This is a genomic window from Bradyrhizobium sp. 190 (assembly GCF_023073415.1).
Classification (GTDB): domain Bacteria; phylum Pseudomonadota; class Alphaproteobacteria; order Rhizobiales; family Xanthobacteraceae; genus Bradyrhizobium.
Genome location: NZ_JADPJL010000085.1, coordinates 70,123 through 94,624, shown reverse-complemented (window position 1 = coordinate 94,624; position 24,502 = coordinate 70,123). Strand labels below are relative to the sequence as shown.

Genomic DNA, 24,502 nt, shown 5'->3' with positions numbered 1-24,502 from the left:
GTCAGAACGGCCTCACGATTCCGACTCGCGGAATCAGCGTCACGATCCAGCCGGACGCCATTGTCTTCCGGTCATCGCCCGATATCGGCGGCACCTCCTTTGAAGCCGGCAGCGTCTTCACCGCGTGCAGGACCAGGAACAGACACACCGCCCAGTTCGAAATCCACCTCGAGTAATCGAAGATCATCGCGAACATGATGAGATAGCCGAGGCTGACGACGACGATCGCGGCCGTGACGATGCGGCGATGCGCTTCAATCGATAGCGCGGTGATCAGATTGCGGAAATATCGCCAGAGCGGCGCGTGCAGCCAGATCAGGAGCGCAAATACGGGAATGCCGAGGACGTTGTGCGGCAGGCGCTGCCAGGTATCCAGAACTTCCTTCGAGAGTGGCTGGTACCAGATATAACCAAAGCTCAGCAGCTTGGCTTGCGATGGATCCGCCATCCGGCTCTGCAGATAGGCGACGAGCTCCGGTTCCGGTACCGCCATCGTGCCGTAGAATTGCGCGGCGATGAAGAGCAGGCCTATGGCCGCGAGCGATGCGATGCCAACGGCGACGTTCTGCCGGGTCACGCCCTGCATCAGGTATTGCCGTAGCACCACGATGACGGCGATGGTTGGCACGTACATCAACATATGGATGTGGTGGATCAGGATTAAGACGGCCGAGAAAACCGCTGCGAGCAGCACGTAGCCAAGCGAACGTGCAGGGATCAGCAGCAGGCAGATCGCGAACAGGCATCCGTAAATATCGTAATGCCCGAGCGTGTGCATGAAATTCTTCAGGAAGAACGGCGAGCCGGCCATGAAGACGAACAGCGGCAGATGTTTTTCGTCAAACCCGAAGGTCCGCCGGAACAGTTGAACGAACAGGCCGGCGGTGATCAGCCACACCGTGCCGCCGAGCGCGAAGACCGCCCACACCGGCACCTTGGTGTCGAACAGCGATACGATCGCACCGATCAGCGCACGCTTGGTGAAGCCGAAATGATAATCGACCAGGAGATGGATGTAGGGGACGTAGGGCGGCAGCGCGATTTTGTGCAGGAATACCCCGAAGAATACGGCGACATTGACGGCAAGCATCAAGCGCCAGGGGTTTTCCCATAGCCGCAAATTCATTCGGCCCCCACCCGTCTTCCGTCGTCCCTGCGAACGCAGGGACCCATAACCACCGCAACGGGATAGCGGCCCCAGCGGATGCGTACAACCGACATTTGTGGCTATGGGTCCCTGCGTTCGCAGGGACGACGAATGGAGCAGTTTTACTACAATATAAACCGGCTCAAATCGGCATTCTTGGCGAGATCGCCGATGTGCTTCTGCACGTAGTCGGCATCGACCTTGATGGTCTCGCCATGACGGTCCGGCGCGGCGAACGAAATCTCGTCGAGCACCCGCTCCATCACCGTCTGCAGGCGCCGCGCGCCGATATTTTCCACCGTCGAATTGACGGCGACCGCGATGTCGGCCAGCGCGTCGATGGCGCCGTCGGTGATGTCGAGGGTCACGCCTTCGGTCTGCAGCAGCGCGACATATTGCTTGATCAGCGAGGCCTCCGGCTCCGTCAGGATGCGCCGCATGTCGTCGCGCGTCAGCGCTTCCAGCTCGACGCGGATCGGCAGGCGCCCCTGCAATTCCGGCAACAGATCCGAGGGCTTTGCGATATGGAACGCGCCGGACGCGATGAACAGGACGTGGTCGGTCTTGACCGCGCCATGCTTGGTCGAGACCGTGGTGCCTTCGATCAGCGGTAGCAAATCGCGCTGCACGCCCTCGCGCGAGACGTCGCCGCCAGTACGGCCGTCGCGTACGCAGATCTTGTCGATCTCGTCGAGAAACACGATGCCGTTGTTCTCGACCGCGTTGATGGCTTCCAGCACCAGCTGATCGCTATCCAGCAGCTTGTCGGATTCCTCGTTGACGAGAATCTCGTGCGAGCTTTCGACCGTCAGGCGGCGGGTCTTGGTTCGTCCGCCCATCTTTCCGAAGATATCGCCGATCGAAATCGCGCCCATCTGTGCGCCCGGCATGCCCGGGATTTCGAACATCGGCATGCCGCCGGACGATTGCGTCTCGATCTCGATTTCCTTGTCGTTGAGCTCGCCGGCGCGCAGCTTCTTGCGGAAGGAATCGCGGGTGGCGGGGCTCGACGCCGGTCCGACCAGCGCATCCAGCACACGCTCTTCGGCGGCCTGCTGCGCGCGGGCCTGCACGTCCTTGCGCTTGCGCTCGCGGACCTGCACGATCGCGACTTCGACGAGGTCGCGGATGATCTGCTCGACATCGCGGCCGACATAGCCGACTTCGGTGAACTTGGTGGCTTCGACCTTGATGAAGGGCGCGTTGGCAAGCTTCGCCAGCCGCCGCGCGATCTCGGTCTTGCCGACGCCGGTCGGCCCGATCATCAGGATGTTTTTCGGCAGCACCTCTTCGCGCAAGCTGCCGGTGAGCTGCAGCCGCCGCCAGCGGTTGCGCAGCGCGATCGATACCGCGCGCTTGGCGTCGGCCTGGCCGACGATGAAGCGGTCGAGTTCGGAGACGATTTCACGGGGGGAGAAGTCGGTCATGTTTCCTAGGTAGGTCTCCAATGTTGCGAGAGCAAGCCGTGCACGAGGGCAACTCAAATGATCGGCGGCCCGCCTTGCCAAGCCTTGATCGCCTCGAAGGGGTGAATCAGCATGATGATGTTGAGCGTCAGATTGTCGCGAATGTGAAGCGCCAGCACGAGTTCGAACAACAGTGCGAGCGCCACCGTAATGGCTACCGGAAGCTTTTTCGCCAGCAGGAAGCCGCCGATCATGGCAAACATGTCGGCGATCGAGTTCACGATGGTGTCGCCGAAATAATCCAGCGAGATCGTACCGGCGCGGTAGCGGTCGATAATCCAGCTGGAATTCTCGACCAGTTCCCAGCCGCCTTCGACCAGCATCGCGAGGATCAGGCGGCCCTGCCAGGTGAGGCGGGGGAAGGCGAGGAACGCGGCGCCGTAGAACAGGAAACCGTGCAGAATGTGCGACAGCGTGTACCAGTCGGCGATGTGCTGCGAATTCTCCGAGCTCAGCACCACGCCATGCCAGAGTTTTACATAGCCGCAGGCGCAGATCGGCAGCCGGCCCATCGCGTACAGAATGGCGGCCTGAAGTGCGACAATGCCGGCCGCGATCAGCATCCAATGCCAGGTTGTGACGCCAGTGGTCGGAGACTTTCCGGCGATGTTCTCGGCGGTCATGCGTTGCGTACCATCAATAGAGCGGGACCATCAGGTGTATCGACCATACCAGCTTCTTCAAATCCCGCCTTCTCATAGGCGCGAACGGCCCGGGTGTTTGCCGGATCCGGATCGGTGACGATGCGTGGCGCGCCATTCCGCAACCGGTCGTCGACGAAGGCGCGGATGAAAGCCGATCCATGGCCGCGTTCGATCATGCCGGGCTCGCCGATGAAAAGGTCGATGCCGCGGGTGCCGCCCGGATGTTCGCCAAATCCCGAATTCCAGGCGGTCAGGTCGTAGCACTGCAGATAGGCAAAATCGCTGCTTCCTGCCGAGACGATGAACTGATCCATCGCGGGTTCATCGAGATCGCCGCTGACGAGATCATATTGCTCGGCCGGATCGCCCCACCATTGCACGACATGCGGCTCCGCCAGCCAGCGCCGAACCAGCGGCAGATCTGCAGATGTCATCGAGCGAAACTGATAGGGATCATCCGGCATCGCCTGCCTTATATCACGCATCGCGCATCATCAGCAGCGCCGGGCCATCGGGCGTTTCCACCTCGCGCACGCGACGGCAGCCGGCTTTCTCATAGGCCCTGATCGCACGCGAATTGGTCGGGCTCGGATCGATCACGATCCGCGGTACGCCCTTCCTGATCAACCGTTCAATGAAAGAGCGGATGAACGCCGATCCGTGGCCGAGCGCAAGCTTGTCGGCTTCGCCGATAAACTGGTCGATTCCCCTTGTGCCGGCGGGCTGCGGTCCAAGGCTGCTGTGCCATTCGCCGATCTGGTAGCACTGCAGATAGCCGAGAGGACGATCATCCAGCGTCACAATGAACTGCGCTACGTCGGGATGGTCGAGATCGCCGCTGACGAACTCAAACGTCTCAGGATCATGCCACCATTCGGCGACATGCGGTTGCGCCAGCCAGTGCCGGATTAGTGGGAGGTCGGCCGGCGTCATCGGGCGGAAGGTATATTCCGGCGCCATGGGTACTTCCTACAGCGTTTCGATCGTGACGTTGCGGTTGGTGTAGACGCAGATGTCGGCGGCGATATCGAGCGCGCGGCGCACGATGGTCTCGGCATCCTTGTCGGTGTCGACCAGCGCCCGGGCGGCTGCCAGGGCGTAATTGCCGCCGGAGCCGATCGCCATCACGCCCGATTCCGGCTCCAGCACGTCGCCGGTGCCGGTCAGGACCAGCGACACGTCCTTGTCGGCGACGATCATCATCGCCTCCAGCCGGCGCAGATAGCGGTCGGTCCGCCAGTCCTTGGCGAGTTCGACGGCTGCCCGGGTCAATTGTCCCGGATATTGCTCCAGCTTGCTTTCCAGCCGCTCGAACAGGGTGAAGGCGTCGGCCGTGGCCCCGGCAAAGCCGCCGATCACGTCGCCCTTGCCGATCTTGCGGACTTTTTTGGCGTTGGCCTTGATGACGGTCTGGCCGATCGAAACCTGGCCGTCGCCGCCGATTACCACCTTGCCGCCCTTGCGGACCGTCAAAATCGTGGTGCCGTGCCAGACCGGCAGGTTGTTTTCAGATGCTTGCATGAATTGCCCTCGTTCCCATCAGATTTAGGGGCTGGCGGGGAGGGTTACAATCGCGGCATTTCGGCCGGGATTCCGGTCACCATGAGCCGAAGATCAGCCCTTTAAGCGTCATCCCGCAGTAGCGAAGGCGACATCCGCCTGTTAAAAGGGCCGCGTTTTCGGCCCCCGAGCGGCCCAAGGGAAGCAGTTTTCATGCGCACAGCGTCCATCAAGCGCAAGACCAAGGAAACCGACATCGAGGTCGCGGTAAACCTCGATGGTACGGGCGTGTCCAAGGTTTCGACCGGTATCGGCTTTTTCGACCATATGCTTGACCTGCTGGCCCGGCATTCCCGCATCGATATCACCGTAAAGGCCGATGGCGACCTCCACGTCGACCATCACCACACCACCGAGGACGTCGGCATCGCGCTGGGGCAGGCCGTGAAGCAGGCGCTCGGCACCATGGCCGGCATCACCCGCTATGCCTCGATCCACATGCCGATGGACGAGACGCTGTCGCGCGTCGTGATCGACATTTCGGGCCGGCCGGTGCTGGTGTTCAAGGTCGATTTTCCGCGCGACAAGGTAGGTCAATTCGACACCGAGCTGGTGCGCGAATGGTTCAATGCCTTCACCATCAACGCCGGCGTGACTTTGCACGTCGAGACCCTATATGGCGAGAACAGCCATCATATCGCCGAATCCTGTTTCAAGGGTCTGGCGAGGGCGCTTCGTGCCGCGGTTGCGATCGATCCGCGTGCGGCCGGCGAAGTGCCTTCCACCAAGGGTCAGCTCGGCGGCTGATTTCTTGTTTGCGTTTTTCGCTCGCGGCGGAGAGGTTCGATGCCGGTCTACACAGTGCATGCTCCCGTAGCCAACGGCGCCGATCTCGCCGCGTCCGACAGATTCGTCTTTGTCCGTGATGGCTTCCATTTCTGGGCTGCGGTCGCGAGCGTGATCTGGCTGTTGTGGCATCGGCTGTGGCTGGCGCTGATCGGCTGGATCGTTGTCATGATCGCCATCCAGTTCGGGATGTCGGCGCTGGGCGCCAGCCGCGGCACGATCTTCGTGGTCGACCTCCTGATTGCGATCCTGATGGGCTTCGAAGCAGCCAGCCTGCGGCGCTGGACGCTGTCGCGGCGCAAATGGCGCCAGCTCGATATCGTGGTCGCCGACGACGAGGAAACGGCCGAACGCCGATTCTTCGAGCGCTGGACGGCCCGGCAGCGTGGCCTGACCAACGACCAATGGGCGGTCGATCGCGGCGCACCGCCGCCGACCCGCAACATTCCGGGCCAGCCGTTCTCCAAACCGCCGCCGCCATTGCCGCAGGGCGGGATCATCGGCCTGTTTCCGGAACCGGGAGGGCCGCGATGACCGTTGCGATCGTCGATTACGGCTCCGGCAATCTTCACTCGGCGGCAAAGGCCTTCGAGCTGGCCTCGCGGAGCATGGAAGATCCGCAGAAGGTCATGGTGACGCGCGATCCGGACGCAGTCTTTCGCGCCGACCGCATTGTGCTGCCCGGCGTCGGCGCCTTCGCCGATTGCCGCAGGGGGCTTGATGCGGTGAACGGCATGCTGGAAGCGATGACCGAAGCGGTGCGCGTCAAGGCGCGGCCGTTCTTCGGCATCTGCGTCGGCATGCAGTTGATGGCCACGCGCGGCAAGGAGCATGTCGTAACCGAGGGCTTCAACTGGATCGAGGGCGACGTCGAGAAGATCGCGCCGCGCGAGGAGAATCTGAAAATTCCGCACATGGGCTGGAACACGCTCGACATGATCCGCGAGCACCCGGTGCTGGAGCGGCTGCCGCTCGGGCCGAAGGGACGCCACGCCTATTTCGTGCACTCCTATCATCTCAATGCCTCCAATGAGGCTGACGTGCTGGCGCGCGCCGATTACGGCGGGCCGGTGACGGCGATCGTGGGCAAGGACACCGCGATCGGCACGCAGTTTCACCCCGAGAAGAGCCAGCGCTTCGGACTGGCCCTGATCTCGAATTTCCTGAAGTGGAAGCCGTGATTCTCTTTCCCGCCGTCGACCTGAAAAACGGCCAGTGCGTGCGCCTTGAGCAGGGCGACATGGCGCGCGCGACCGTATTCAACCTCGATCCCGCGGCGCAGGCGCGGTCCTTCGCCGAGCAGGGGTTTGAATACCTGCATGTCGTCGATCTCGACGGCGCCTTTGCCGGCAAGCCGATGAATGCGCTTGCCGTCGAGGCGATGCTCAAGGCCGTCACCATGCCAGTGCAGCTCGGCGGCGGTATTCGCGATCTCAAGACCGTAGAATCCTGGCTCGACAAGGGCATTGCGCGCGTCATCATCGGCACTGCCGCGGTGCGTGATCCCGAACTGGTGAAGAGCGCCGCGAAGAAATTTCCGGGCCGTGTCGCTGTTGGCCTCGACGCCCGCGACGGCAAGGTTGCGGTGGAAGGCTGGGCCGAGACCTCGCAGGTGACCGCGCTCGAAATCGCAGAGCGCTTCGAGGATGCCGGCGTCGCCGCCATCATCTTCACCGACATCGCGCGCGACGGCCTGCTGAAGGGCCTCAACCTCGATGCGACGATTGCGCTGGCCGATCGCATCTCCATCCCCGTGATCGCTTCCGGCGGTTTTGCCTCGATCGAGGACGTCAAGGCGCTGCTGCAGCCGCGCGGCAAAAAGCTCGCCGGCGCCATTGCCGGCCGCGCGCTGTATGACGGCCGGCTCGATCCCGCCGCCGCGTTGACGCTGATCCGCAACGCGCGCGCCGCGGCCTAGGAGAATTCTTATGTTCAAGGTCCGCGTGATCCCCTGTCTTGATGTGAAGGACGGAAGGGTCGTCAAGGGCGTCAACTTCGTCGACCTGCGCGACGCCGGCGATCCCGTCGAAGCGGCGATTGCGTATGACGCCGCCGGCGCCGACGAATTGTGCTTCCTCGACATCACCGCCACCCATGAAAACCGTGGCACCATGCTGGATGTCGTCCGCCGCACGGCGGAAGCCTGCTTCATGCCGCTGACGGTCGGTGGCGGGGTCCGCACCATCGACGACATCAAGACGCTGCTGCGGTACGGCGCCGACAAGGTTTCGATCAACTCGGCCGCAGTCAGCAACCGCGAATTCGTCAAGCAGGCTGCTGAAAAATTCGGCGAGCAGTGCATCGTGGTCGCGATCGACGCCAAGCGGGTCAAGCGCGCCGGCGGCGGTGAGCGCTGGGAGATCTTCACCCATGGCGGGCGCAACTCCACCGGGATCGATGCGATCGAATACGCGCAGGAAGTGGTGTCGCTTGGCGCCGGCGAAATCCTGTTGACGTCAATGGACCGCGACGGTACCCGGCAGGGCTTCGACCTGCCGCTGACGCAGGCCATCGCCGACAGTGTCCCCGTACCGGTCATCGCCTCCGGCGGCGTCGGCAATCTCGACCATCTGGTCGACGGCATCCGCCAGGGCCATGCCACCGCGGTGCTGGCGGCCTCGATATTCCACTTCGGCGAATTTACCATACGCCAAGCCAAGGAGCACATGGTGCGCGCGGGCCTGCCGATGCGGCTCGATCCCTGACGACTCCCTGTCACAAAAGTGCTAAGTCCCTCTCTGGGACGGTGCCGCGGCCTTTGGCCGGGCGCGAGTGTTGAGTTCGGTTGATGTCGCGTTTCACGATCCATGATCTGGCCGCCACCATCGATGCAAGGGCCGCATCGGGAGGAGAGGCGTCCTACACCCGCAAATTGCTCGACAAGGGTGCGGAGCACTGCGCCAAGAAACTTGGTGAGGAGGCGGTCGAGACCGTGATCGCGGCCGTCGAGAACGATCGGGACCACCTGATCGCCGAAAGCGCCGACCTGCTGTTTCACCTGCTGGTGCTGTTGAAGGCGCGCGGCATCAAGCTCGACGAGGTCGAGGCCGCGCTGGCGCAGCGGACATCGATGTCCGGGCTCGAGGAAAAGGCGTCGCGCAAGCGCGACTGACCGAGAGGGCAGCTCATGGATATCCGGACCCCCGACCAGCAATACAATCCCTACCGTATCTTCACGCGCGAACAGTGGGCTCGGTTGCGCGACGATACACCGATGACGCTGGAGCCGGGCGAGTTCGAGCGGCTGCGTTCGATGCACGATCGCCTCGACATGCAGGAGGTCGAGGACATCTACCTGCCGCTGTCGCGCCTGTTGTCGATCTATGTCGACGCCACCGATCGGCTCTATCGGGCGCAGCGTCAGTTCCTCGATATCCGTGATCGCAAGGTGCCCTACATCATCGGCGTCGCCGGCTCGGTCGCGGTCGGCAAATCGACCACGGCGCGCGTGCTGCAGGCACTCCTGGCGCGCTGGTCGCCGCGGCCCAAGGTCCAAATGGTGACGACCGATGGTTTTCTGTTTCCCAATGCCGTGCTCGAGCGGCAGGGGCTCATGCAGAAAAAGGGCTTTCCCGAGAGCTACGATCTGCCGATGCTGCTGTCGTTTCTCTCCGACATCAAGGCCGGCCGCCGGCCGGTGCGCGCGCCGGTTTATTCGCATCTGGTCTACGACATCGTGCCGAACCAGTGGATCGAGGTCGATACGCCGGACATCCTGATCGTCGAGGGCGTCAACGTGCTGCAGACAGGCCGCCTACCGCGCGACGGCAAGGCGGTGCCCGTGGTGTCCGACTTCTTCGACTTCTCCGTCTATATAGATGCCGATGAGCCGGTGCTGCGCGAATGGTATGTGCGGCGCTTCCTCGCGCTCAGGGATACCGCGTTCACCGATCCCAAATCGTACTTCAATCGCTACGCAGTCTTGTCGGACGAGGAGGCCACGGCGACCGCGATCGCGATTTGGGAGCGCACCAACCTCGCCAATCTCGAGGACAACATCCTGCCGACCCGGCCGCGCGCGACGCTGATCCTGAAAAAACGCGCCGATCACCTGGTCGAGACGGTGGCGCTGCGGCGGCTGTAATTCGTTTGCGTAGGGTGGGCAAAGGCGCATCGCGCCGTGCCCACCATCTATCCTCACTCGCTGAATGGTGGGCACGCTGCGCTTTGCCCACCCTACGATTCTTTTCCCACCTTACAAATTCACTTCACGCCGCGATGTGTCGTGACGCGACGAGGCCAGCGAGCGCGTCGGCGAGCTTTTCGCGGTCGAGCGGCTTGATCAAAAATCCGTCCATGCCGGCCTCGAAGCAGGCGTAGCGGTCTTCCACCAGCGTGTTGGCGGTGAGTGCGAGGATCGGCGTCCGGCCTCCCGGCTCGCCGGCCTCGAGGGTGCGAATCCGCTTGGTGGTTTCGATGCCGTTGAGCTGCGGCATCTGGATGTCCATCAGGACGAGGTCGTAGGGGGTATCAGCGGATTTTGCCGACAGCCAGGACTCCAGCGCCTCGGCGCCGTTGGTGGTGATGACGGCGTGATGGCCGAGGCGGCCGAGCAGCGAGCGGATCAACAGCGCATTGATCTGGTTGTCCTCGGCCACCAGGATCGACAGGCCCTTGGCCGACGCCGCGGCTGATGTCTCAATCGGGTCGATGGCTGGCTCAAGGCTCGGCGCGGCCACTTCCGGCGCGGTCGTCAGCCGCGCCGCGAGCGAAGCCGCGCGGAGCGGCTTGACCAGATAGCCGGTGAGAGCGGAGGTGGCGGACGGCTGCAATTCCTGCCGCGTCGCCGGCGTGAACATTACGATACGCTGTGTGGCATGAAGGCGCGCAGCTTCGCCGAGCCGTTCGATATTGGCCAGCCCCAGCGCGTGATCGATCAGCACGGCGTGCCAGGGCCGCTCGGGCAGCAGGGCTTCGGCGACATCGGCGTCCGATACCATGCAGGTCTGTCCGCCCCAGCGCTGCAGTCGCCGCGTGGTCAGCGAGGCCTCGATGCTCTGTGGCGAGACCAGCATGATCGACTGGCCGGAGAGATCCGGCGCGGCGAAGGAGATTTGTTCGCCGTCGGCGGCGATGAGCGGGATCGACACTTCGAATGTCGAGCCGGCGCCCGGCTGGCTTTCCAGCGAGATGCGGCCGCCCATGCGCTTGACGATGCGATCGGAGATGCTCAAGCCAAGCCCGGTGCCGCCATAGCTGCGGGCGATCTTGTCGTCGGCCTGTTCGAACTCGCGGAAGATCCGCTCGCGCGCCTCGGGCGCGATGCCGATGCCGGTGTCGCGCACCAGGAAACTGATTTCATTGGGCCAGATGCCAGGCTCGACGATCAGCGCGACGCCGCCGGCCGAGGTGAACTTGATGGCATTGCCGGCGAGATTAAGCAGCACCTGCCTCAATCGCGCCGCGTCGCCGATCACGTGCATCGGTAGCCGCTCGTCGACATAGGCGGCGATCTCGATTTTCTTGGCCTCGGCGCGCGGCGCGAGCAATTCGGTGATGTCCTCGATCATGCCTGACAGCGCGAACGGGCGATGTTCAAGATCGATCTTGCCGGCCTCGATCTTGGAATAGTCCAGCAACTCCTCGATCAGCGAGAGCAGCGCGTCGCCGGAAGTCTTCACCGCCTTGACATAGGTCGTCTGTTCCGGCGTCAGCGGGGTATCCATCAACAGCCCGCTCATGCCGATGATGCCGTTCAGCGGCGTGCGGATTTCATGGCTCGCCATCGCGAGGAAGCGCGACTTGGCGCGGCTTGCCGCATCGGCCTGGTCGCGGGCTTCGGCCAGCGCGCGCTCGCTTTCGGTGCGATCGGTGACGTCGCGGCCGACGCTTTGCATTTCCGCCGGTCCCCCGGCGTCGTTGCGTACGAGACCCTCGCGCCACGCGATCCAGCGCGGACCGAGTGGACCCGCGACCTGCTGGTCGTGAACCCGGGTGCCGTTCGGTTCGAGCGCGGTGTCGCCCTGTTCGAGTACTTCAAGCGTGAAGCACGTGCCGATCAGCGCGCCGCGCGGCATTTGCGCGAGTTCGCAATAGGCATCGTTGGCATAGGTTATGTGGCCCTCGGCGTCGCGCAGCACGATCAGATCGCCCTGCGATTCGAACAGGCGGCGGGCGCGCTGCTCGGCTTCCTGCAATTCCCAGTTCCGGTCGGCCAGCGCTTCATTATGCAGAGCGACCTTGCGCATTTTCTTGCGTATCAGGCGGAGCCGGACGCTGAACGTGGCGAGCGCAACGCAGGCGATCGCAAACAGGAAGGCGACGCCGATCGCAAAGGCGTGCGGGTCATAGCCGGAAATTTCCGTCCGGCTTCCGACAATAAATCCATAGGCGCCGCCGAACACGATCGAGAAGATCATGAAGGAGCGAAGCGCGAAGGTCAGCCAGGGATGCCGGCGGCCGAAACGGCGAAAGCGAAGTTTGATCCGGAAGGTCCGTCCCATCGCCAATGACCCTGAGCTTGCTGCTTGAATTGAGTTGGCCCGACTAGCCGTGTGCTGGAAGCAGACGATGCGTCGCCGACATTGCAAAGTGCTTGAGGTTAACCGCGGTCGTCGGCCGCGATGAGAACATGGTGAATGAAGTGTTAAAGCGACGCCGCCTCGACGCGGTGGCGCTCGCCTCGGGCGCCGACGATCAGCGCGGCGGCGTCGAGCAGCGAAAAGTTCTTCGAGGAGACGAATATCCGGTAGTCGGCCGGTCCGTCCCTGGAAAGATAGATGACGGGGTCGGAGAGCGAGGGATTGCGGGAGATCGCGACCAGCCGCGACGGGGCGCTGCTCTGGCAGGCGCCGGCTTCGGCCGTATCGATGTCGTCGATCACGGTGAAGTCGGCCGCTTCCGCGTTGTCGGAAATCTGGACCCGCACTGTCGCGCGGGAGGGATCGTTGGTGAAACCGACGTACTGCTGCGCCTGCCAGGAGAGCGCGGCGATCTGGACGGACGTGCCTGCTATCTCGATGCAGGCCCGAGGTCCGGTTAAAAACTCGCCGCGCGCGAACAAAGCGACAATCGCCAGCGGAACCGCCGAGGCCAGGATCTTCAAACGCAACATGACACGCTACTCGCCAAGCCCGCGACAGGGGGCTTATGGTTGGCAGAGGGTAAAGGAAACTAGTTACCGCGGTGTTGACGCCAGTTGTTTTTGTGCGGCCCGGCATCCTCGTCGCGAGCGCGTCAATGAGCCGAGGCTGTAGCCGCACGGAAGGCCGTCATGTCCCGCGAAGGTAGTGTATCCGGCGAGTGGCCCATCCACGTCATTGCGAGCCAACGGGTCGGCGCCAAGCGCTGCCCGATGACAGGCTCCGTGAAGCAATCCATTCCTTCTTTATTGTCGCTACATGAAATTGCGCTTGCGCGGCAAGCAAATCAGTTCGCGATCCGTAGGATGGGCAAAGCGGAGCGTGCCCACCATCTATCTGGATCATCGCGTCGACAATGGTGGGCAGGCTACGCTTTGCCCATCCTACACTTCTTTGCTCGGCATCGCTCAATGCTTCAAACGCCCGAACGCGCACTACCGCTCCGATCCGGTCGCTGCGAGATACCGCACCAGCTCATCGCGGGGATCCTCTCGATAACTCTGGCGCTGCCTCAACTCGGGCGGCTCCCGCCAGCCCGGTTCGATGCCGGTCATGTCGGGAAGCTCATGCGCGATACCCTTGTGACAGTCGATGCAGGTTTTGTCCTTCGTGACGAGAAACTTGGCGTGGATTTCCGCGGCGCGCCGCGTCTGCTTGTTGAAGTCCATCGCCGCCGAGGAATGGCAGTTGCGACACTCAAGGGAATCGTTGGCCTTCAGCCTCGCCCATTCGTGCTTGGCGAGCTCGAGCCGATGATCCAGAAACTTTTGCCTGGTGTCGATCACGCCGAAGATCTTGCCCCAGACTTCCTTTGAAGCCTGCATCTTGCGGGCGATCTTGTCTGTCCACTCGTGTGGAACATGGCAGTCGGGGCACGTCGCACTGACTCCCGAGCGGTTCGTGAAATGGGGGGTGTGCTGCAACTCCTGAAACACGTTGGCGCGCATTTCGTGACAGGAGGTGCAGAACTTTTCGGTGTTGGTGATTTCCAGCGCAGTGTTGAAGGCGCCCCAGAACAGCACGCCGCAGACGAAGCCTCCGAGCGCGAGAAACCCCAGGCTCAAATGCGTGCTTGGACGGCTGGCTATCTGCCAGAACCAGATCAGGAGTGCCTTGAGCCGCTGCATCGATGCTCTCACTTCTTTCCGGGGTCGATGAGCAGCATGTCCTTGAACGTGCTCGGAACCAGCGGCTGAGCATCATTTTGCTGGACGTGGCACGCCGTGCAGAAGTATCGGCGAGGCGTCACATCGGCGAGAACCTGACCGTCGCGGTCCATGAAGTGGGTGACGCTGATCATCGGCGCACCCGAGCCTTCCGTGAATTGCCGGCGATGACAGTCGAGGCAACGATTGGTCTTCAGCGTGAGCTGGTAGTTATCGATGGAATGCGGAATGATCGGCGGCTGCTCCGGATAGTTGCGCATCAGCCGCTTGTCATCCGTGACCGGCCGCGCCAAAGGCGGCGCCGGCACATCTCCCATCGGCGCTGCGGCTCCGGTAACGCGCGGCACGATCTGCGGCGCGTTCTGTGCGTAGATCGCACCGCAGACGAATACCAGCATGCCGCCGAGCAGCGCGCCCGCTACGGAACTTCGAAATCTCTTCAGACCGGGATGATCTTGACCGCGCATTTCTTGAAGTCCGTCTGCTTGGAAATGGGATCGGTTGCGTCCAGCGTCACCTTGTTGATGAGCTGGCTGGCGTCGAACCACGGCACGAACACGACGCCGCGCGGCATCCGGTTGCGCCCCTTGGTATCCACCCGGCTCCTGATTTCGCCGCGCCGCGACACCACCCGCACCTCGGCGCCCTGATTGATGCCTCTGGCGTAAGCGTCCTCGGCATGCATGTAGACCCTGGCGCCGGGATACGCCTTGTAGAGCTCCGGCACCCGCATGGTCATCGACCCCGAGTGCCAATGTTCGAGCACGCGGCCGGTGACGAGCCAGACGTCGTATTCCCTGTCGGGAGGTTCCGCCGGCGGTTCGTAAGGGACGGCAATGATCCTCGCCTTGCCATCCTTGTTGCCGTAGAACTCGACGCCCTTGCCCGGCTTCACATAGGGATCCAGGCCTTCGCGATAGCGCCACTTGGTCTCCTTGCCGTTGACGACGGGCCATCGCAGCCCCCGCACTTCGTGAAGGGTGTCGAAAGCCGCCAGATCGTGGCCATGGCCACGGCCGAATTCGGCGTATTCCTCGAACAGGCCTTTCTGCACGTAGAATCCGAAGGCCTTCGCTTCGCGGTTCTCGTACTCGGCCGGAATTTCGGTCGCGGCAAACTTGTCGACCTTGCCGTTGCGAAAGAGAACATCGAACAGTGTCTTGCCGCGATAGTTGGGGTTTTCAGTCAGGATCTGCGCCGGCCACACCTCATCGGTGGTGAAGCGCTTGGAGAACTCCATGATCTGCCAGAGATCGGAGCGCGCCTCGCCGGGTGCATCGACGAGCTGCCGCCATACATGGGTGCGGCGTTCCGCGTTGCCGTAGGCGCCTTCTTTTTCGACCCACATCGCGGCGGGGAGAACGAGATCGGCGGCCATCGCTGTGACGGTCGGGTAGGCGTCAGAGACGACAATGAAATTGGCCGGATTCCGGTAACCGGGATAGGTCTCGCGGGAATTGTTCGGCGCGGCCTGCATGTTGTTGTTCACCTGAACCCAGTAGAAGTTCAGCTTGCCGTCGTGAAGCATCCGGTCCTGTTCGACCGCGTGGTAACCCGGCTTCTCCGGAATGATGCCGTGCGGGACGCGCCAGATTTCCTCGGCGTGCTTGCGGTGTTCCGGGTTGGTGACGACCATGTCGGCCGGCAAACGGTGCGCGAACGTGCCGACCTCGCGCGCGGTGCCGCATGCGGACGGCTGCCCCGTCAGCGAGAACGGCGAATTGCCGGGCTCGGAGATCTTTCCCGTCAGCAGGTGCAGATTATAAAGTAGCTGATTGGCCCATACGCCGCGAACGTGCTGGTTGAAGCCCATCGTCCAGAGCGACATCACTTTGCGCTTCGGATCGGCATAGAGCTCGGCGAGCTCCTGCAGGAAGCCGCGTTCGACTCCGGTCAGCTCCGATACCTTCTCGAGCGTGTAATCTTTCACGAAGGCGGCGTACGCGTCGAAGTCAATCGGCTGGGTCGCGCCGGGCGCGGCCGCGCCCTTGGCTTTGACTTCAAGCGGATGGTCCGCGCGCAAGCCGTATCCGATATCGACGGCGCCCTTCACGAAGGTGGTGTGGTTCTTGACGAAGTCCTGGTTGACCCGCCCGGTGGTGATGATGTGGTTGGCGATGTAGTTCAGGATCGCGAGATCCGTTCCCGGCTTGAAAACGATCGGGATGTCGGCGAGGTCGGAGCTGCGGTTCGTGAACGTCGAGAGAACCGCTACCTTCACATGCGGGTAGCTCAGGCGCCGGTCGGTGAGCCGTGTCCAGAGGATCGGATGCATCTCGGCCATGTTCGCGCCCCACAGCACGAACGCGTCCGCAGCCTCGAAGTCGTCATAGCAACCCATCGGCTCGTCCGCACCGAAGGTACGCATGAAGGCAACCGCCGCCGACGCCATGCAGTGGCGTGCATTCGGATCGAGGTTGTTCGAGCGAAAACCGGCCCGCATCAGTTTGGTGGCGGCGTAGCCTTCGTAGACCGTCCATTGCCCCGAGCCGAACATGCCGAGTGCAGTCGGGCCTTTGTCCTTCAGCACCGCCTTGGCGCGGGCGGCCATCACGTCGAACGCTTCATCCCAGCTTACCGGCGTCAGTTCGCCGTCCTTCGCGAAGACGCCGCCCTTCTTGCGCAGCAGCGGCGTGGTCAGGCGGTCGCCGCCATACATGATCTTGGAGAGGAAATAACCCTTGATGCAGTTCAGTCCGCGATTGACTTCGGCGAGCGTGTCGCCGTGGGTCGCGACGACCTTGCCGCCCTTGACGCCCACCATCACCCCGCATCCGGTGCCGCAGAAGCGACAGGGGGCCTTTGACCATTTGATCTCCAGCGATCCGACGCCGCCCGCCACCGGCTGCGCCACCGCGGGAACGGTGATGCCGGCAGCCGCGGCGGCGACGGCGGCGGCTTGCGCCTTCAACAGTTCGCGTCGCGAGAGTGACATGTTCTAGCCTCCGATATCGGCGAGCCGCTCGACCTGCTCGAACACCATGTTGGCCGACAGGACGCCTTGCCAGGATGCGATTTCAGCGAGACGGCTTCCGAGGATTCCACTCTCGGTCGCCTCCATCACGATCACGATCTTCGAGGTCTCGGCATGATGTATCTCAACGTCGGGCAGGGCGACGAGTGCGTGCAAAACTTCGTCCCGGCACTGCGGCAGCACCGATACCACCGCGCTCGAAATGTGAATGGTGGCTTCAGCCGTCATGAGGCGTCTCCGCGGCGCGCGGCGCCCAGCGTGATGGCCTCGCCTGGGCACGCACCGACGCATTCGCCGCATCCGGTGCAGGTAGTTTCATTGACGATGGCCTGCGGCGGCAGTCCGATGCGGGGGCGGAAACGAATGGCTGACTCAGGACAGGAATCGCCGCAGGAACGGCAGACGATGCCGGCTTCGACGAAGCAGTCGTCGCCGATTACGGCGACCGGCTTGGAGAGAAGCTGACCGCGAAACAATGCGCGGCGCGAGGGTCCCTGGGTTTCCATGGCCTCATCCTCCCGGAGGGCCGGGTGGTCCCAGGATCACCTGGGACATCCAGACGAGAAAGCCATATCCGCCGACCACGCCAACGGCGACCACAGGCCAGATGAAGGCGGCGATTACGGCGAATACGAAGAGCTCAGCACGCCGCCCATGTGCCTTGTTCGGCTGCGCAACATCTTTACCTGGCGCGTCGAGCATAAATCGACCTGTCGCTTCGCAATCGAAGATGATTGAGCCGGCTCCACGCTCCCGTGGGCGCCAACAATTCTCTTGTCTGCCATCGCCATCGGACGGAACGCACGGCCTCGCGTCTGCCCCGTTGCAGGATACGCCGCCGCGCGCGTAGCTAGCCTACCGGCGCCCGGGAAATCCTTCATTGATCTGGATCAAACAAAGAAGGACAAACGCTTGGATCATTTGATGATATTTCGGCGCGCCCTGCGTCAGGCAGGGACCGTGCGATGCACCTATGCCGCCCGGCGCAGATCTTCCGCCAGTGCGCGATAGGACAGCGCTTCGGCCAAATGAAGCCGGCCGATTTTTTCTGCGCCGTCGAGGTCGGCAAGCGTGCGCGCGACGCGGAGCACGCGGTGATAGCCGCGCGCGGTCAGCTTCATGGTTTCAGCGGCGTCGCGCAAAAGTTTTTGCCCGTGCGCATCGGGTTGCGCGATCGTTTCCAGCAGCGAAGCCGGAGCTTCGGCATTGGTGCGGATATGCGGCATGCCGGCGGCGGCATAGCGCGCGAGCTGGAGGTGGCGGGCGGCCGCGACGCGGGCGGCGACTTCCGCGGAGCCTTCGGAAGGCGGCGGCAGGATCAGGTCGGCGGCGGTCACCGCCGGCACCTCGATGCGCAGATCGATGCGGTCCATCAGCGGGCCGGAGATGCGCATCTGGTAATCTGATGTGCAGCGGTCGACCGGTGCGCGCCTGCAGGAATAGCCGGGATCATAGGCATGGCCGCAGCGGCAAGGGTTCATCGCCGCGACCAGCATGAAGCGGGCAGGGTAGGTGACGCGGTGATTGGCGCGGGACACCGAGACCTCGCCGTTCTCCAGCGGCTGGCGCAGCGAATCGAGCACGCGCGCATCGAACTCTGGCAATTCGTCGAGGAACAGTACGCCCTGGTGTGCGAGCGAGATTTCGCCGGGTTTGGCGCGCATGCCGCCGCCGGTCAGCGCAGCCATGCTGGCGGAATGATGGGGTGCGCGGAACGGCCGCCGTGCCGTCAATGCGCCGTCGCGGATCTCGCCCGCGACGGAGGCGATCATCGAGACTTCCAGCAACTCCGATGGCGACAGCGGCGGCAGGATCGACGGCAGCCGCGCCGCCAGCATCGATTTGCCCGCGCCGGGCGAGCCGATCATCAGCAAATGATGTCCGCCGGCCGCAGCGATCTCCAGCGCGCGTTTTGCACTTTCTTGGCCCTTGATGTCGTGCAAATCGAGATGCGTCGCCTCCGGCTCGTGCACTTTCGGCTGCGGGCGCGACAGCACCTGCGTGCCCTTGAAGTGGTTGGCGATCTGGATCAGCGATTTTGCCGCGATGATCTGGATATCGGGGCTCGCCCAGGCGGCTTCCGTGCCGCACGCCGCCGGACAGATCAGGCCTTCCTCGCGCGCATTCGCCCCGATCGCGGCCGGCAGCACGCCCGCCACGGGCGCGATCGATCCATCGAGCCCGAGTTCGCCGAGCACCGTAAAGCCGCTGAGCGCATCCGGCGGAATGGCGCCGATCGCGGCCATCAGGCCGAGCGCAATCGGCAGATCGTAATGGCTGCCTTCCTTCGGCAGATCGGCCGGCGCGAGGTTGACGATAATCCGCCGCGCCGGCAGCGCCAGCCCCGAGGCGATCAGCGCCGACCGCACCCGCTCGCGCGCCTCGGACACCGCTTTGTCGGGCAGGCCCACGATCGCCATTGCATGTTGTGAATGCCAAGTGCATTGAAGGGCGGTGTCCGCCTTTCCTTGGCTTTCACAAGGAAAAGCAATGACCCTCCCGCACACCATGATGATTTGGACATTGACGCAAGGCTTTCGCCTCGCTTGGGCGATGGCGCATGCAGCAAAGCGCCTTGGGGACGCGGGGGAGCGCCTTGAGGCCCGGCTGGACGGCATGGCGGTGGCGCGGGGCGTTGACATACTGGACGTGCTTGAGCCGCTGACGAGTCACCCCAGAGCAGCTGGGGAGGCCTGAGACCGTGAACCAGCCCGTGCTCGCTGTCACCAAAGCCTATTCCTACGTGCGCTTCTCTACGCCACAGCAGGCGTTGGGAGACAGTCTCCGCAGACAGACTGAGAAGGCGGAACGGTACGCCATTGAGCACGGGCTGACGCTCGACACAGACTTGAAGATGACTGACGCGGGCGTGTCTGCGTTCCGAGGGAAGAACGCGACCACAGGGGCACTTGGGGGGTTCCTGAGCGCGGTGGAGAGCGGCTATGTGTCCCCGGGAAGCTATCTGCTCATTGAGAACATCGATAGGCTCTCACGGGATCACGTGTTGGAGGCACAGACCCTGTTCGCCCGGCTGATCTTGGCGGGAATAATTATCGTCACTCTGACAAACGGTGAGGCCTATTCCAGACAGCGGCTCAATGAGGAACCGCATGCCATGCTCATGATCGTGCTGGAGCAGATCAGAGCGAACCAAGAGAACGTCCGTAAGTCGCAGTTGATTGGGGACGCCAAGGCACGAAAGAAACAGCAGCTCGCTGCGAACGGTTTGAACGGGAAGCCGTATACAAGGCAGACACCGGCTTGGATCACTTGGTCCGACGAGAGCAAGGCCTACGAGCTTCTGCCTGAGCGCGCCGCAATTGTCCGCGAGATATACGAGAGAACGGACGCGGGCGACGGTATTGACCGGATTGCAAAGGACCTCAACCAGCGCGGTGTTGAGACGTGGGGTGGTCGGCGGGGGCAACGCAAGGCCAATCACTGGAGGGGCAGCTACATGCGCAAGATACTGATGAGCAGCGCCCCGATTGGATCATTTACACCCCGTTATGTCGAACACGATGAGGTTACGCGCGCTCGGCGGGACATCCCAATGGACCCGATTGTGAACATGTTTCCTGCAGTGGTGGAGGAGGAACTGTACTGGCGCGTCAATCGCAGGTTCGCGACCACCGCACCGCGCGGGAAGAACGCACGCCATGATCCGAAGTCGATTGTCGCTGGGATCGTGCGGTGTGCAACATGCGGGAATGCGGTCACACGGGTCTCCAAGGGGGCCTATGTCTATCTGGTGTGCTCACGGGCCAACATGAGGGCGAAGGGCTGCAAGTACCTTGCTGTGCCCTACAGTGCCGTTGAGACAGCATTACGCGAGAACGTGGGATGGTTGATTGAGGAAGCTCCTCGGGGGAAGAACACAGCTGCGCTGGATCGCGAGATAGCCGGACTGGTCACGATGGTCGGCCACTATAGCGATGAGGCGTCGGACCTTGCTGATCTCGCAGCACAAGAGAAGACCCCAGTTGCCCGTAAGCGGCTACGCGAGAAGTCGCGAGAACTGGGGGAGGCTCAAGCGCTCTTGAGGACCATCACGGCGCAGCGCGACACGCTCACTACCGCGAGTGTGCGCGACAGACTTAGGGCTGTGAAGAAGGCGCTGGGGCCGGACACTGTGAACGTCGTGGGAGCCAATCAAGCGCTTAGGCAGGCCGTGGCGCGAATTATCCTAGACCCTGAGAACGCGCGGCTTGAGGTGTATTGGCATCACTCGCCCGGGGACGTGCAAGTCATCAATTTTCATACGCGGCACAAGCGGTGGGTCGAAGGCTCCCATGAGCTTAGTGACCACGCGCCCTCTGACGCGAAAGCAAGTTGAGATGGCAAAGAACCGGCCGCTGAAGGTGACCGCGCGCGTGGTGGAAGCAGCGTTGGCAAAGGCTGAGGAGGCGTTAGTTCGGCCCACTGGCAGGGATGCACCCTTTGTGGACCTGAAGCCTTCGGAGGTCGAAACTCGCACGGAGCTATTCCAGCCCCGGAAGTTCTCTGAGGGCCTCAGGGACGTCGATCCTAAGCATGTGAAGGACCTTGGCATTCGCATCGGAAAGAAGGGCGAGCTTGATCCCATCACCGTTGTGAAAATCGGCACGGGATGGGTCTGCGTGGACGGACACCACCGTCTGGCGGCATATGTTGCTCGGAAATGGACGGGGACTATTCGCTGCGAGTGGTTTCCGGGGAGCGCCACGGAGGCAAGGGATGCTGGCCTTCTCAAGAACGAAGTGGCGAAGCTCCCGATGCAGCAATCGGACAGATTTGAGGAGGCTTGGAAACGGGTCGTGATGCAGCAGGGGAGCAAGCGAGAGATAGTCCGCATCACGGGTGCGAGCGACGGGATGGTCGCATTGATGCGGCGAGTGGTGGCCAGCTACAGAGCGCAGGACCTTCCTGGCCAAAGGCTCAAGAAGCGGATCAATGACCTTGGCGCGGAGACGTGGAGCAGCACGAGGGCGGCGTGGGTAGGGCTTGAGGCTGGAGAGTTTGACGCTCAGGAGGAAGCTGCGAAGCTGGCGCGCATCCTCGCCAACAGGCTCACCAACAAGCTCTCGAAGAATGCCGAGGTCACCGCGAGAGCGCTGTGGATGTATGACCCTTTGCTGTGTGAACCGCTTTCGCGCGCCCTGATCAGCGTGATGGACGAGGATGCTGACCGCGAGGCCGTGGAGCGCATGGAGCGGCTTACGACACCTGAGGACGATGAGTTGGTCGAAAGCGGGACTTAAGAGCCCCTGAGACCGCCGCCGGGTGCAAGAAGGACCATGCCTATGCATGTGCATAAGGCCATTTGTTGCATTATTGTCACAGTCCAATGGGGGGCAGCCGCTTTGGTGCGACAGGTTCACAAGCTGCGTGCTCGTACTAGGTTCCGAATGCTCACGGTTGACGCGAGCGGTAAATGGCCACGGGCCCGTTTGACGGCTTCCCGATGAGACCCATGACACTGAAGGCCTGAGGGGGATGCTCCACATCAAATCCAACGACCAAACAATCATTGGTTCCAGCCATCTCCATCGCTTGCACTGCGTGAAGGAGCAGACGCTCACTCCGAGACTCTCGGGTGGGGCATCGGTACCACACGAACGCGATGGCCTCTTTTCGCTGCGGGGGGCCATTTGACAGTTGGCCTGACCAGCTTTCGCTTGGCGCCGGCGAACGTTTCACGGTCGAAATCGATGATTTGATGCTCCCCTCGATAGTGAGCTGATCACCCATTGCAACGTTCAAGAGCCGGTATGCTCTTTCCAACCAGCCCTCGCCCTTGCTCGCTTCAATGCCTGCGATGAGCCGCTTGAAGAGAGCGCTTCGCGCAGGAGCGCGAGGGGTTATCTTTTCCCCTTGGGCTCTCCTTTTATAAAGCGAATTTAGCTCATCGGAGCCGCCGTAGAGGTTCAAGTAAAGGCCGTTGAACTCCTCCTCACCTATGTTGAAGCCAGTGTCCAAATAGAACGCGAGCAAGTCTATCTCGTCTGCCTTGTAAAGGGCGTTCACTTCGAACGACGCCCTCCGCCTAAGATAGTGAACGATGGTCGATTGTTCATGAAGTACCTCACAAACAGTATCGAGGTCAGCGATGCTCATCGTTGGCACAGGTTCAAATGAACTCGCGATCAATCCGGCCTCGACAAGCTCCGGCCAGCGTGAGGATACGGCTCCAATCACGGAGAAAGTCACGTTGAGCCGGATGAACGTATCAATACGCGTGCTGTTGATTACTCGCTCGCCGTCGGGGGTGTCAAAGGTGTGCCGTCCTCGCACGTCGGTCAAATGGCGCAACAACCTTTGTGATTGTTGGGCAGGCTCTACCATGAGCTTCTCCACCTCTCGAAGTAGGCGTAGGTCGGCACCGCGTTTGGCTTCAGGTGCAACCTTTCCTGACTTTGCCTCGATCAAGATGGCCACTCTGTCGATCAAGATAACGAAATCGTTCTCATACTCTTGTCCATCGTCCCGGCTCACCCACTTCAAGTTCCGAAGTACTTCGCTAGCTGGAAAGGCCCGGGCCGCGAGCGTCCTGACTTCCTCTTCAAGCGCGACGGCCCGAGCATCTTCGTAAGCCACAAGCAGGCGAGCGTCGGACGACATGATCCGTTCGAACATTTCGAAGGCGAACGAGTGAAAAGATGCAGGGTTAGGCCAGAAATAGCGTCCATCTTCGAGAAGGATGAACGGACGCGCCCACACGGGATTGGCCATGTAGAGGTGGTCGATGGTGGCCTCCTCTAGAGCGCCGAACTCGATCGACCATTCTCGCATCAGGTTAAGCATTGCAGGCGCGTGCCCTTGCGGAGCCAAGGCAGCGATTTCTGCCTCACTGAAAGTGAATACCTCGGATACGTAGTTGTCGCTCTCCTCGTACAGAAAGAACCGCATCAATTCCGGAACTACATAGTTGTCCGCAGCGGCCTGCAGGATTGCAGCGCGGCGCCCTTCGGCTTCCGGAAAGTTGCTAAAGAACTCCTTGATTGCCTTTTCTGGCTTCCGTACCCGCATGATCCGACGGAGTTTTGTTAGGTGGGCATTCAACCTCGTTTCCAGCAGGCCGAATGTCGCTTGGAGGGTTGAAAGGACTGCGGTTGCCGCGATGCCATGCACCCGCAAGAACTCATGATCTATGCGCCGGAAAATCGAGCGCAGGTACTGGTCAAGTTGATGGCTGTGATAGTCTCCTCGAACAAACTGCGTCTCGCTTCGGAGGGCTTCCTGGACGTGCCCCAAGCTGCGTTTGGGATCATCCAAAGCGGAGCCGCTTACCCTACTCAAGCTAAATGTCGCGGTGTTCCGATCAAGCAGTTCGATCACTTTTTCAACGACCAAAGCTGCTCTACCGTCTACAACCCCTGTCCTACGAGGCGTACGCAGAGCAAAGGCGTGAAGCATTTCCAAATGGTGCTGATGGCCCGCAGGAACGTGCTGTTTCGCGTTCCACACACCATTGGCAACGAGAAAACGCAGGCCCATCCGTGATAGTATCGCGATGGCGTCGTTTGCTTCGAGCAGATCAACTAGCTTCTGTCGCGTCTCTGCGTGCATGGACCGCGACTTGGCCCCAATCGCCTCAAGAGCCGATAGTCTTTCCTCTCGGGTTAAATCATGGGTGCCAAAATTGACCTCTACGTACTTAGATTTCTTTGTCATGCCTTCACCGCCAACCACAGCACG

At 62.1% G+C, this 24,502-nt stretch carries 24 protein-coding genes and 1 pseudogene; 9 read left to right on the top strand and 16 right to left on the bottom strand.

Going from position 1 to position 24,502, the window contains the following annotated elements:
* Position 1: 1 nt before the first annotated feature.
* The 6 genes from IVB22_RS40870 to hslV form a co-directional block, all read right to left on the bottom strand.
* Positions 2–1,126 carry a hypothetical protein gene (locus tag IVB22_RS40870; protein ID WP_247522788.1) on the bottom strand — a complete coding sequence of 375 codons (1,125 nt, stop codon included), beginning with the start codon at positions 1,124–1,126 and terminating at the stop codon, positions 2–4.
* A gap of 146 nt (positions 1,127–1,272) precedes the next feature.
* The gene (hslU, locus tag IVB22_RS40865) at positions 1,273–2,574 is read right to left on the bottom strand and encodes an ATP-dependent protease ATPase subunit HslU (protein WP_247522787.1); all 1,302 of its coding nucleotides are present in this window, start codon (positions 2,572–2,574) and stop codon (positions 1,273–1,275) included.
* Positions 2,575–2,627: 53 nt separating this feature from the next.
* The gene (locus tag IVB22_RS40860; protein ID WP_247522786.1) at positions 2,628–3,236 is read right to left on the bottom strand and encodes a DUF2585 domain-containing protein; all 609 of its coding nucleotides are present in this window, start codon (positions 3,234–3,236) and stop codon (positions 2,628–2,630) included.
* Complete coding sequence (locus IVB22_RS40855; protein ID WP_247522785.1) at positions 3,233–3,742, bottom strand: GNAT family N-acetyltransferase; 510 nt, start codon at positions 3,740–3,742, stop codon at positions 3,233–3,235. Before IVB22_RS40855 ends, IVB22_RS40860 begins: the two co-directional genes overlap by 4 nt.
* Positions 3,735–4,217 (bottom strand): GNAT family N-acetyltransferase, encoded by a 483-nt coding sequence (locus tag IVB22_RS40850; RefSeq protein WP_247522784.1) that lies wholly within the window; start codon positions 4,215–4,217, stop codon positions 3,735–3,737. The genes IVB22_RS40855 and IVB22_RS40850 overlap by 8 nt, the downstream gene beginning before the upstream one ends.
* 9 nt (positions 4,218–4,226) lie before the next feature.
* Positions 4,227–4,778 (bottom strand): ATP-dependent protease subunit HslV, encoded by a 552-nt coding sequence (gene hslV / locus IVB22_RS40845; RefSeq protein WP_247522783.1) that lies wholly within the window; start codon positions 4,776–4,778, stop codon positions 4,227–4,229.
* A gap of 192 nt (positions 4,779–4,970) precedes the next feature.
* On the opposite strand from hslV, the gene hisB reads away from it, so the two are divergent.
* The 7 genes from hisB to coaA all read left to right on the top strand — a co-directional run bounded on the left by hisB (position 4,971) and on the right by coaA (position 9,687).
* Positions 4,971–5,564, top strand: a complete 594-nt coding sequence (gene hisB, locus IVB22_RS40840) for an imidazoleglycerol-phosphate dehydratase HisB (RefSeq protein WP_028348312.1) — start codon at positions 4,971–4,973, stop codon at positions 5,562–5,564.
* Between the two features lie 39 nt (positions 5,565–5,603).
* Entirely contained in the window at positions 5,604–6,137 is a 534-nt protein-coding gene (locus tag IVB22_RS40835; protein WP_247522782.1) for a DUF2628 domain-containing protein, read from the top strand.
* Positions 6,134–6,784: an imidazole glycerol phosphate synthase subunit HisH gene (hisH, locus tag IVB22_RS40830; protein ID WP_247522781.1), complete on the top strand. Its 651-nt coding sequence runs from the start codon at positions 6,134–6,136 to the stop codon at positions 6,782–6,784. Before IVB22_RS40835 ends, hisH begins: the two co-directional genes overlap by 4 nt.
* The gene (gene hisA, locus IVB22_RS40825) at positions 6,772–7,521 is read left to right on the top strand and encodes a 1-(5-phosphoribosyl)-5-[(5-phosphoribosylamino)methylideneamino]imidazole-4-carboxamide isomerase (protein ID WP_247522780.1); all 750 of its coding nucleotides are present in this window, start codon (positions 6,772–6,774) and stop codon (positions 7,519–7,521) included. Before hisH ends, hisA begins: the two co-directional genes overlap by 13 nt.
* Positions 7,522–7,531: 10 nt before the next feature.
* A complete protein-coding gene (hisF, locus tag IVB22_RS40820) occupies positions 7,532–8,308 on the top strand; it encodes an imidazole glycerol phosphate synthase subunit HisF (protein WP_108520051.1) in 777 nt (258 codons plus the stop codon).
* An 83-nt stretch (positions 8,309–8,391) separates the two neighbouring features.
* Positions 8,392–8,715: a phosphoribosyl-ATP diphosphatase gene (locus tag IVB22_RS40815; RefSeq protein WP_247522779.1), complete on the top strand. Its 324-nt coding sequence runs from the start codon at positions 8,392–8,394 to the stop codon at positions 8,713–8,715.
* Between the two features lie 15 nt (positions 8,716–8,730).
* Positions 8,731–9,687 carry a type I pantothenate kinase gene (coaA, locus tag IVB22_RS40810; protein ID WP_247522778.1) on the top strand — a complete coding sequence of 319 codons (957 nt, stop codon included), beginning with the start codon at positions 8,731–8,733 and terminating at the stop codon, positions 9,685–9,687.
* 124 nt (positions 9,688–9,811) lie between these two features.
* Here coaA and IVB22_RS40805 read toward each other — a convergent pair whose 3' ends face one another.
* From IVB22_RS40805 to IVB22_RS40765, 9 genes and pseudogenes are all read right to left on the bottom strand, one after another.
* Positions 9,812–12,046, bottom strand: a complete 2,235-nt coding sequence (locus IVB22_RS40805; RefSeq protein WP_247522777.1) for a PAS domain-containing hybrid sensor histidine kinase/response regulator — start codon at positions 12,044–12,046, stop codon at positions 9,812–9,814.
* A gap of 143 nt (positions 12,047–12,189) precedes the next feature.
* On the bottom strand, positions 12,190–12,657 hold the full coding sequence (locus tag IVB22_RS40800; RefSeq protein WP_247522776.1) for a hypothetical protein: 468 nt from the start codon (positions 12,655–12,657) through the stop codon (positions 12,190–12,192).
* 462 nt (positions 12,658–13,119) lie between these two features.
* Entirely contained in the window at positions 13,120–13,812 is a 693-nt protein-coding gene (locus IVB22_RS40795; RefSeq protein WP_247522775.1) for a cytochrome c3 family protein, read from the bottom strand.
* 8 nt (positions 13,813–13,820) lie between these two features.
* Entirely contained in the window at positions 13,821–14,318 is a 498-nt protein-coding gene (locus tag IVB22_RS40790) for a nitrate reductase cytochrome c-type subunit (protein ID WP_247522774.1), read from the bottom strand.
* Positions 14,291–16,786, bottom strand: a complete 2,496-nt coding sequence (gene napA / locus IVB22_RS40785; protein WP_247522773.1) for a periplasmic nitrate reductase subunit alpha — start codon at positions 16,784–16,786, stop codon at positions 14,291–14,293. The genes IVB22_RS40790 and napA overlap by 28 nt, the downstream gene beginning before the upstream one ends.
* A gap of 3 nt (positions 16,787–16,789) precedes the next feature.
* Positions 16,790–17,053, bottom strand: coding sequence for a chaperone NapD (locus IVB22_RS40780; protein ID WP_247522772.1), 264 nt, complete (start codon positions 17,051–17,053; stop codon positions 16,790–16,792).
* The gene (locus IVB22_RS40775; protein ID WP_247522771.1) at positions 17,050–17,331 is read right to left on the bottom strand and encodes a 4Fe-4S binding protein; all 282 of its coding nucleotides are present in this window, start codon (positions 17,329–17,331) and stop codon (positions 17,050–17,052) included. Before IVB22_RS40775 ends, IVB22_RS40780 begins: the two co-directional genes overlap by 4 nt.
* A gap of 4 nt (positions 17,332–17,335) precedes the next feature.
* Complete coding sequence (gene napE, locus IVB22_RS40770; protein WP_247522770.1) at positions 17,336–17,527, bottom strand: periplasmic nitrate reductase, NapE protein; 192 nt, start codon at positions 17,525–17,527, stop codon at positions 17,336–17,338.
* A 269-nt stretch (positions 17,528–17,796) separates the two neighbouring features.
* Positions 17,797–19,248, bottom strand: a pseudogene (locus IVB22_RS40765) (YifB family Mg chelatase-like AAA ATPase); the annotation flags it as partial.
* A gap of 278 nt (positions 19,249–19,526) precedes the next feature.
* Between IVB22_RS40765 and IVB22_RS40760 the strand changes: the two are divergent.
* Both IVB22_RS40760 and IVB22_RS40755 read left to right on the top strand, forming a co-directional pair.
* On the top strand, positions 19,527–21,161 hold the full coding sequence (locus tag IVB22_RS40760; RefSeq protein WP_247522769.1) for a recombinase family protein: 1,635 nt from the start codon (positions 19,527–19,529) through the stop codon (positions 21,159–21,161).
* 1 nt (position 21,162) lies between these two features.
* Positions 21,163–22,065, top strand: coding sequence for a ParB/RepB/Spo0J family partition protein (locus tag IVB22_RS40755; protein ID WP_247522768.1), 903 nt, complete (start codon positions 21,163–21,165; stop codon positions 22,063–22,065).
* Positions 22,066–22,216: 151 nt separating this feature from the next.
* Here IVB22_RS40755 and IVB22_RS40750 read toward each other — a convergent pair whose 3' ends face one another.
* Complete coding sequence (locus tag IVB22_RS40750) at positions 22,217–24,478, bottom strand: hypothetical protein (RefSeq protein WP_247522767.1); 2,262 nt, start codon at positions 24,476–24,478, stop codon at positions 22,217–22,219.
* Between the last annotated feature and the right edge of the window lie 24 nt (positions 24,479–24,502).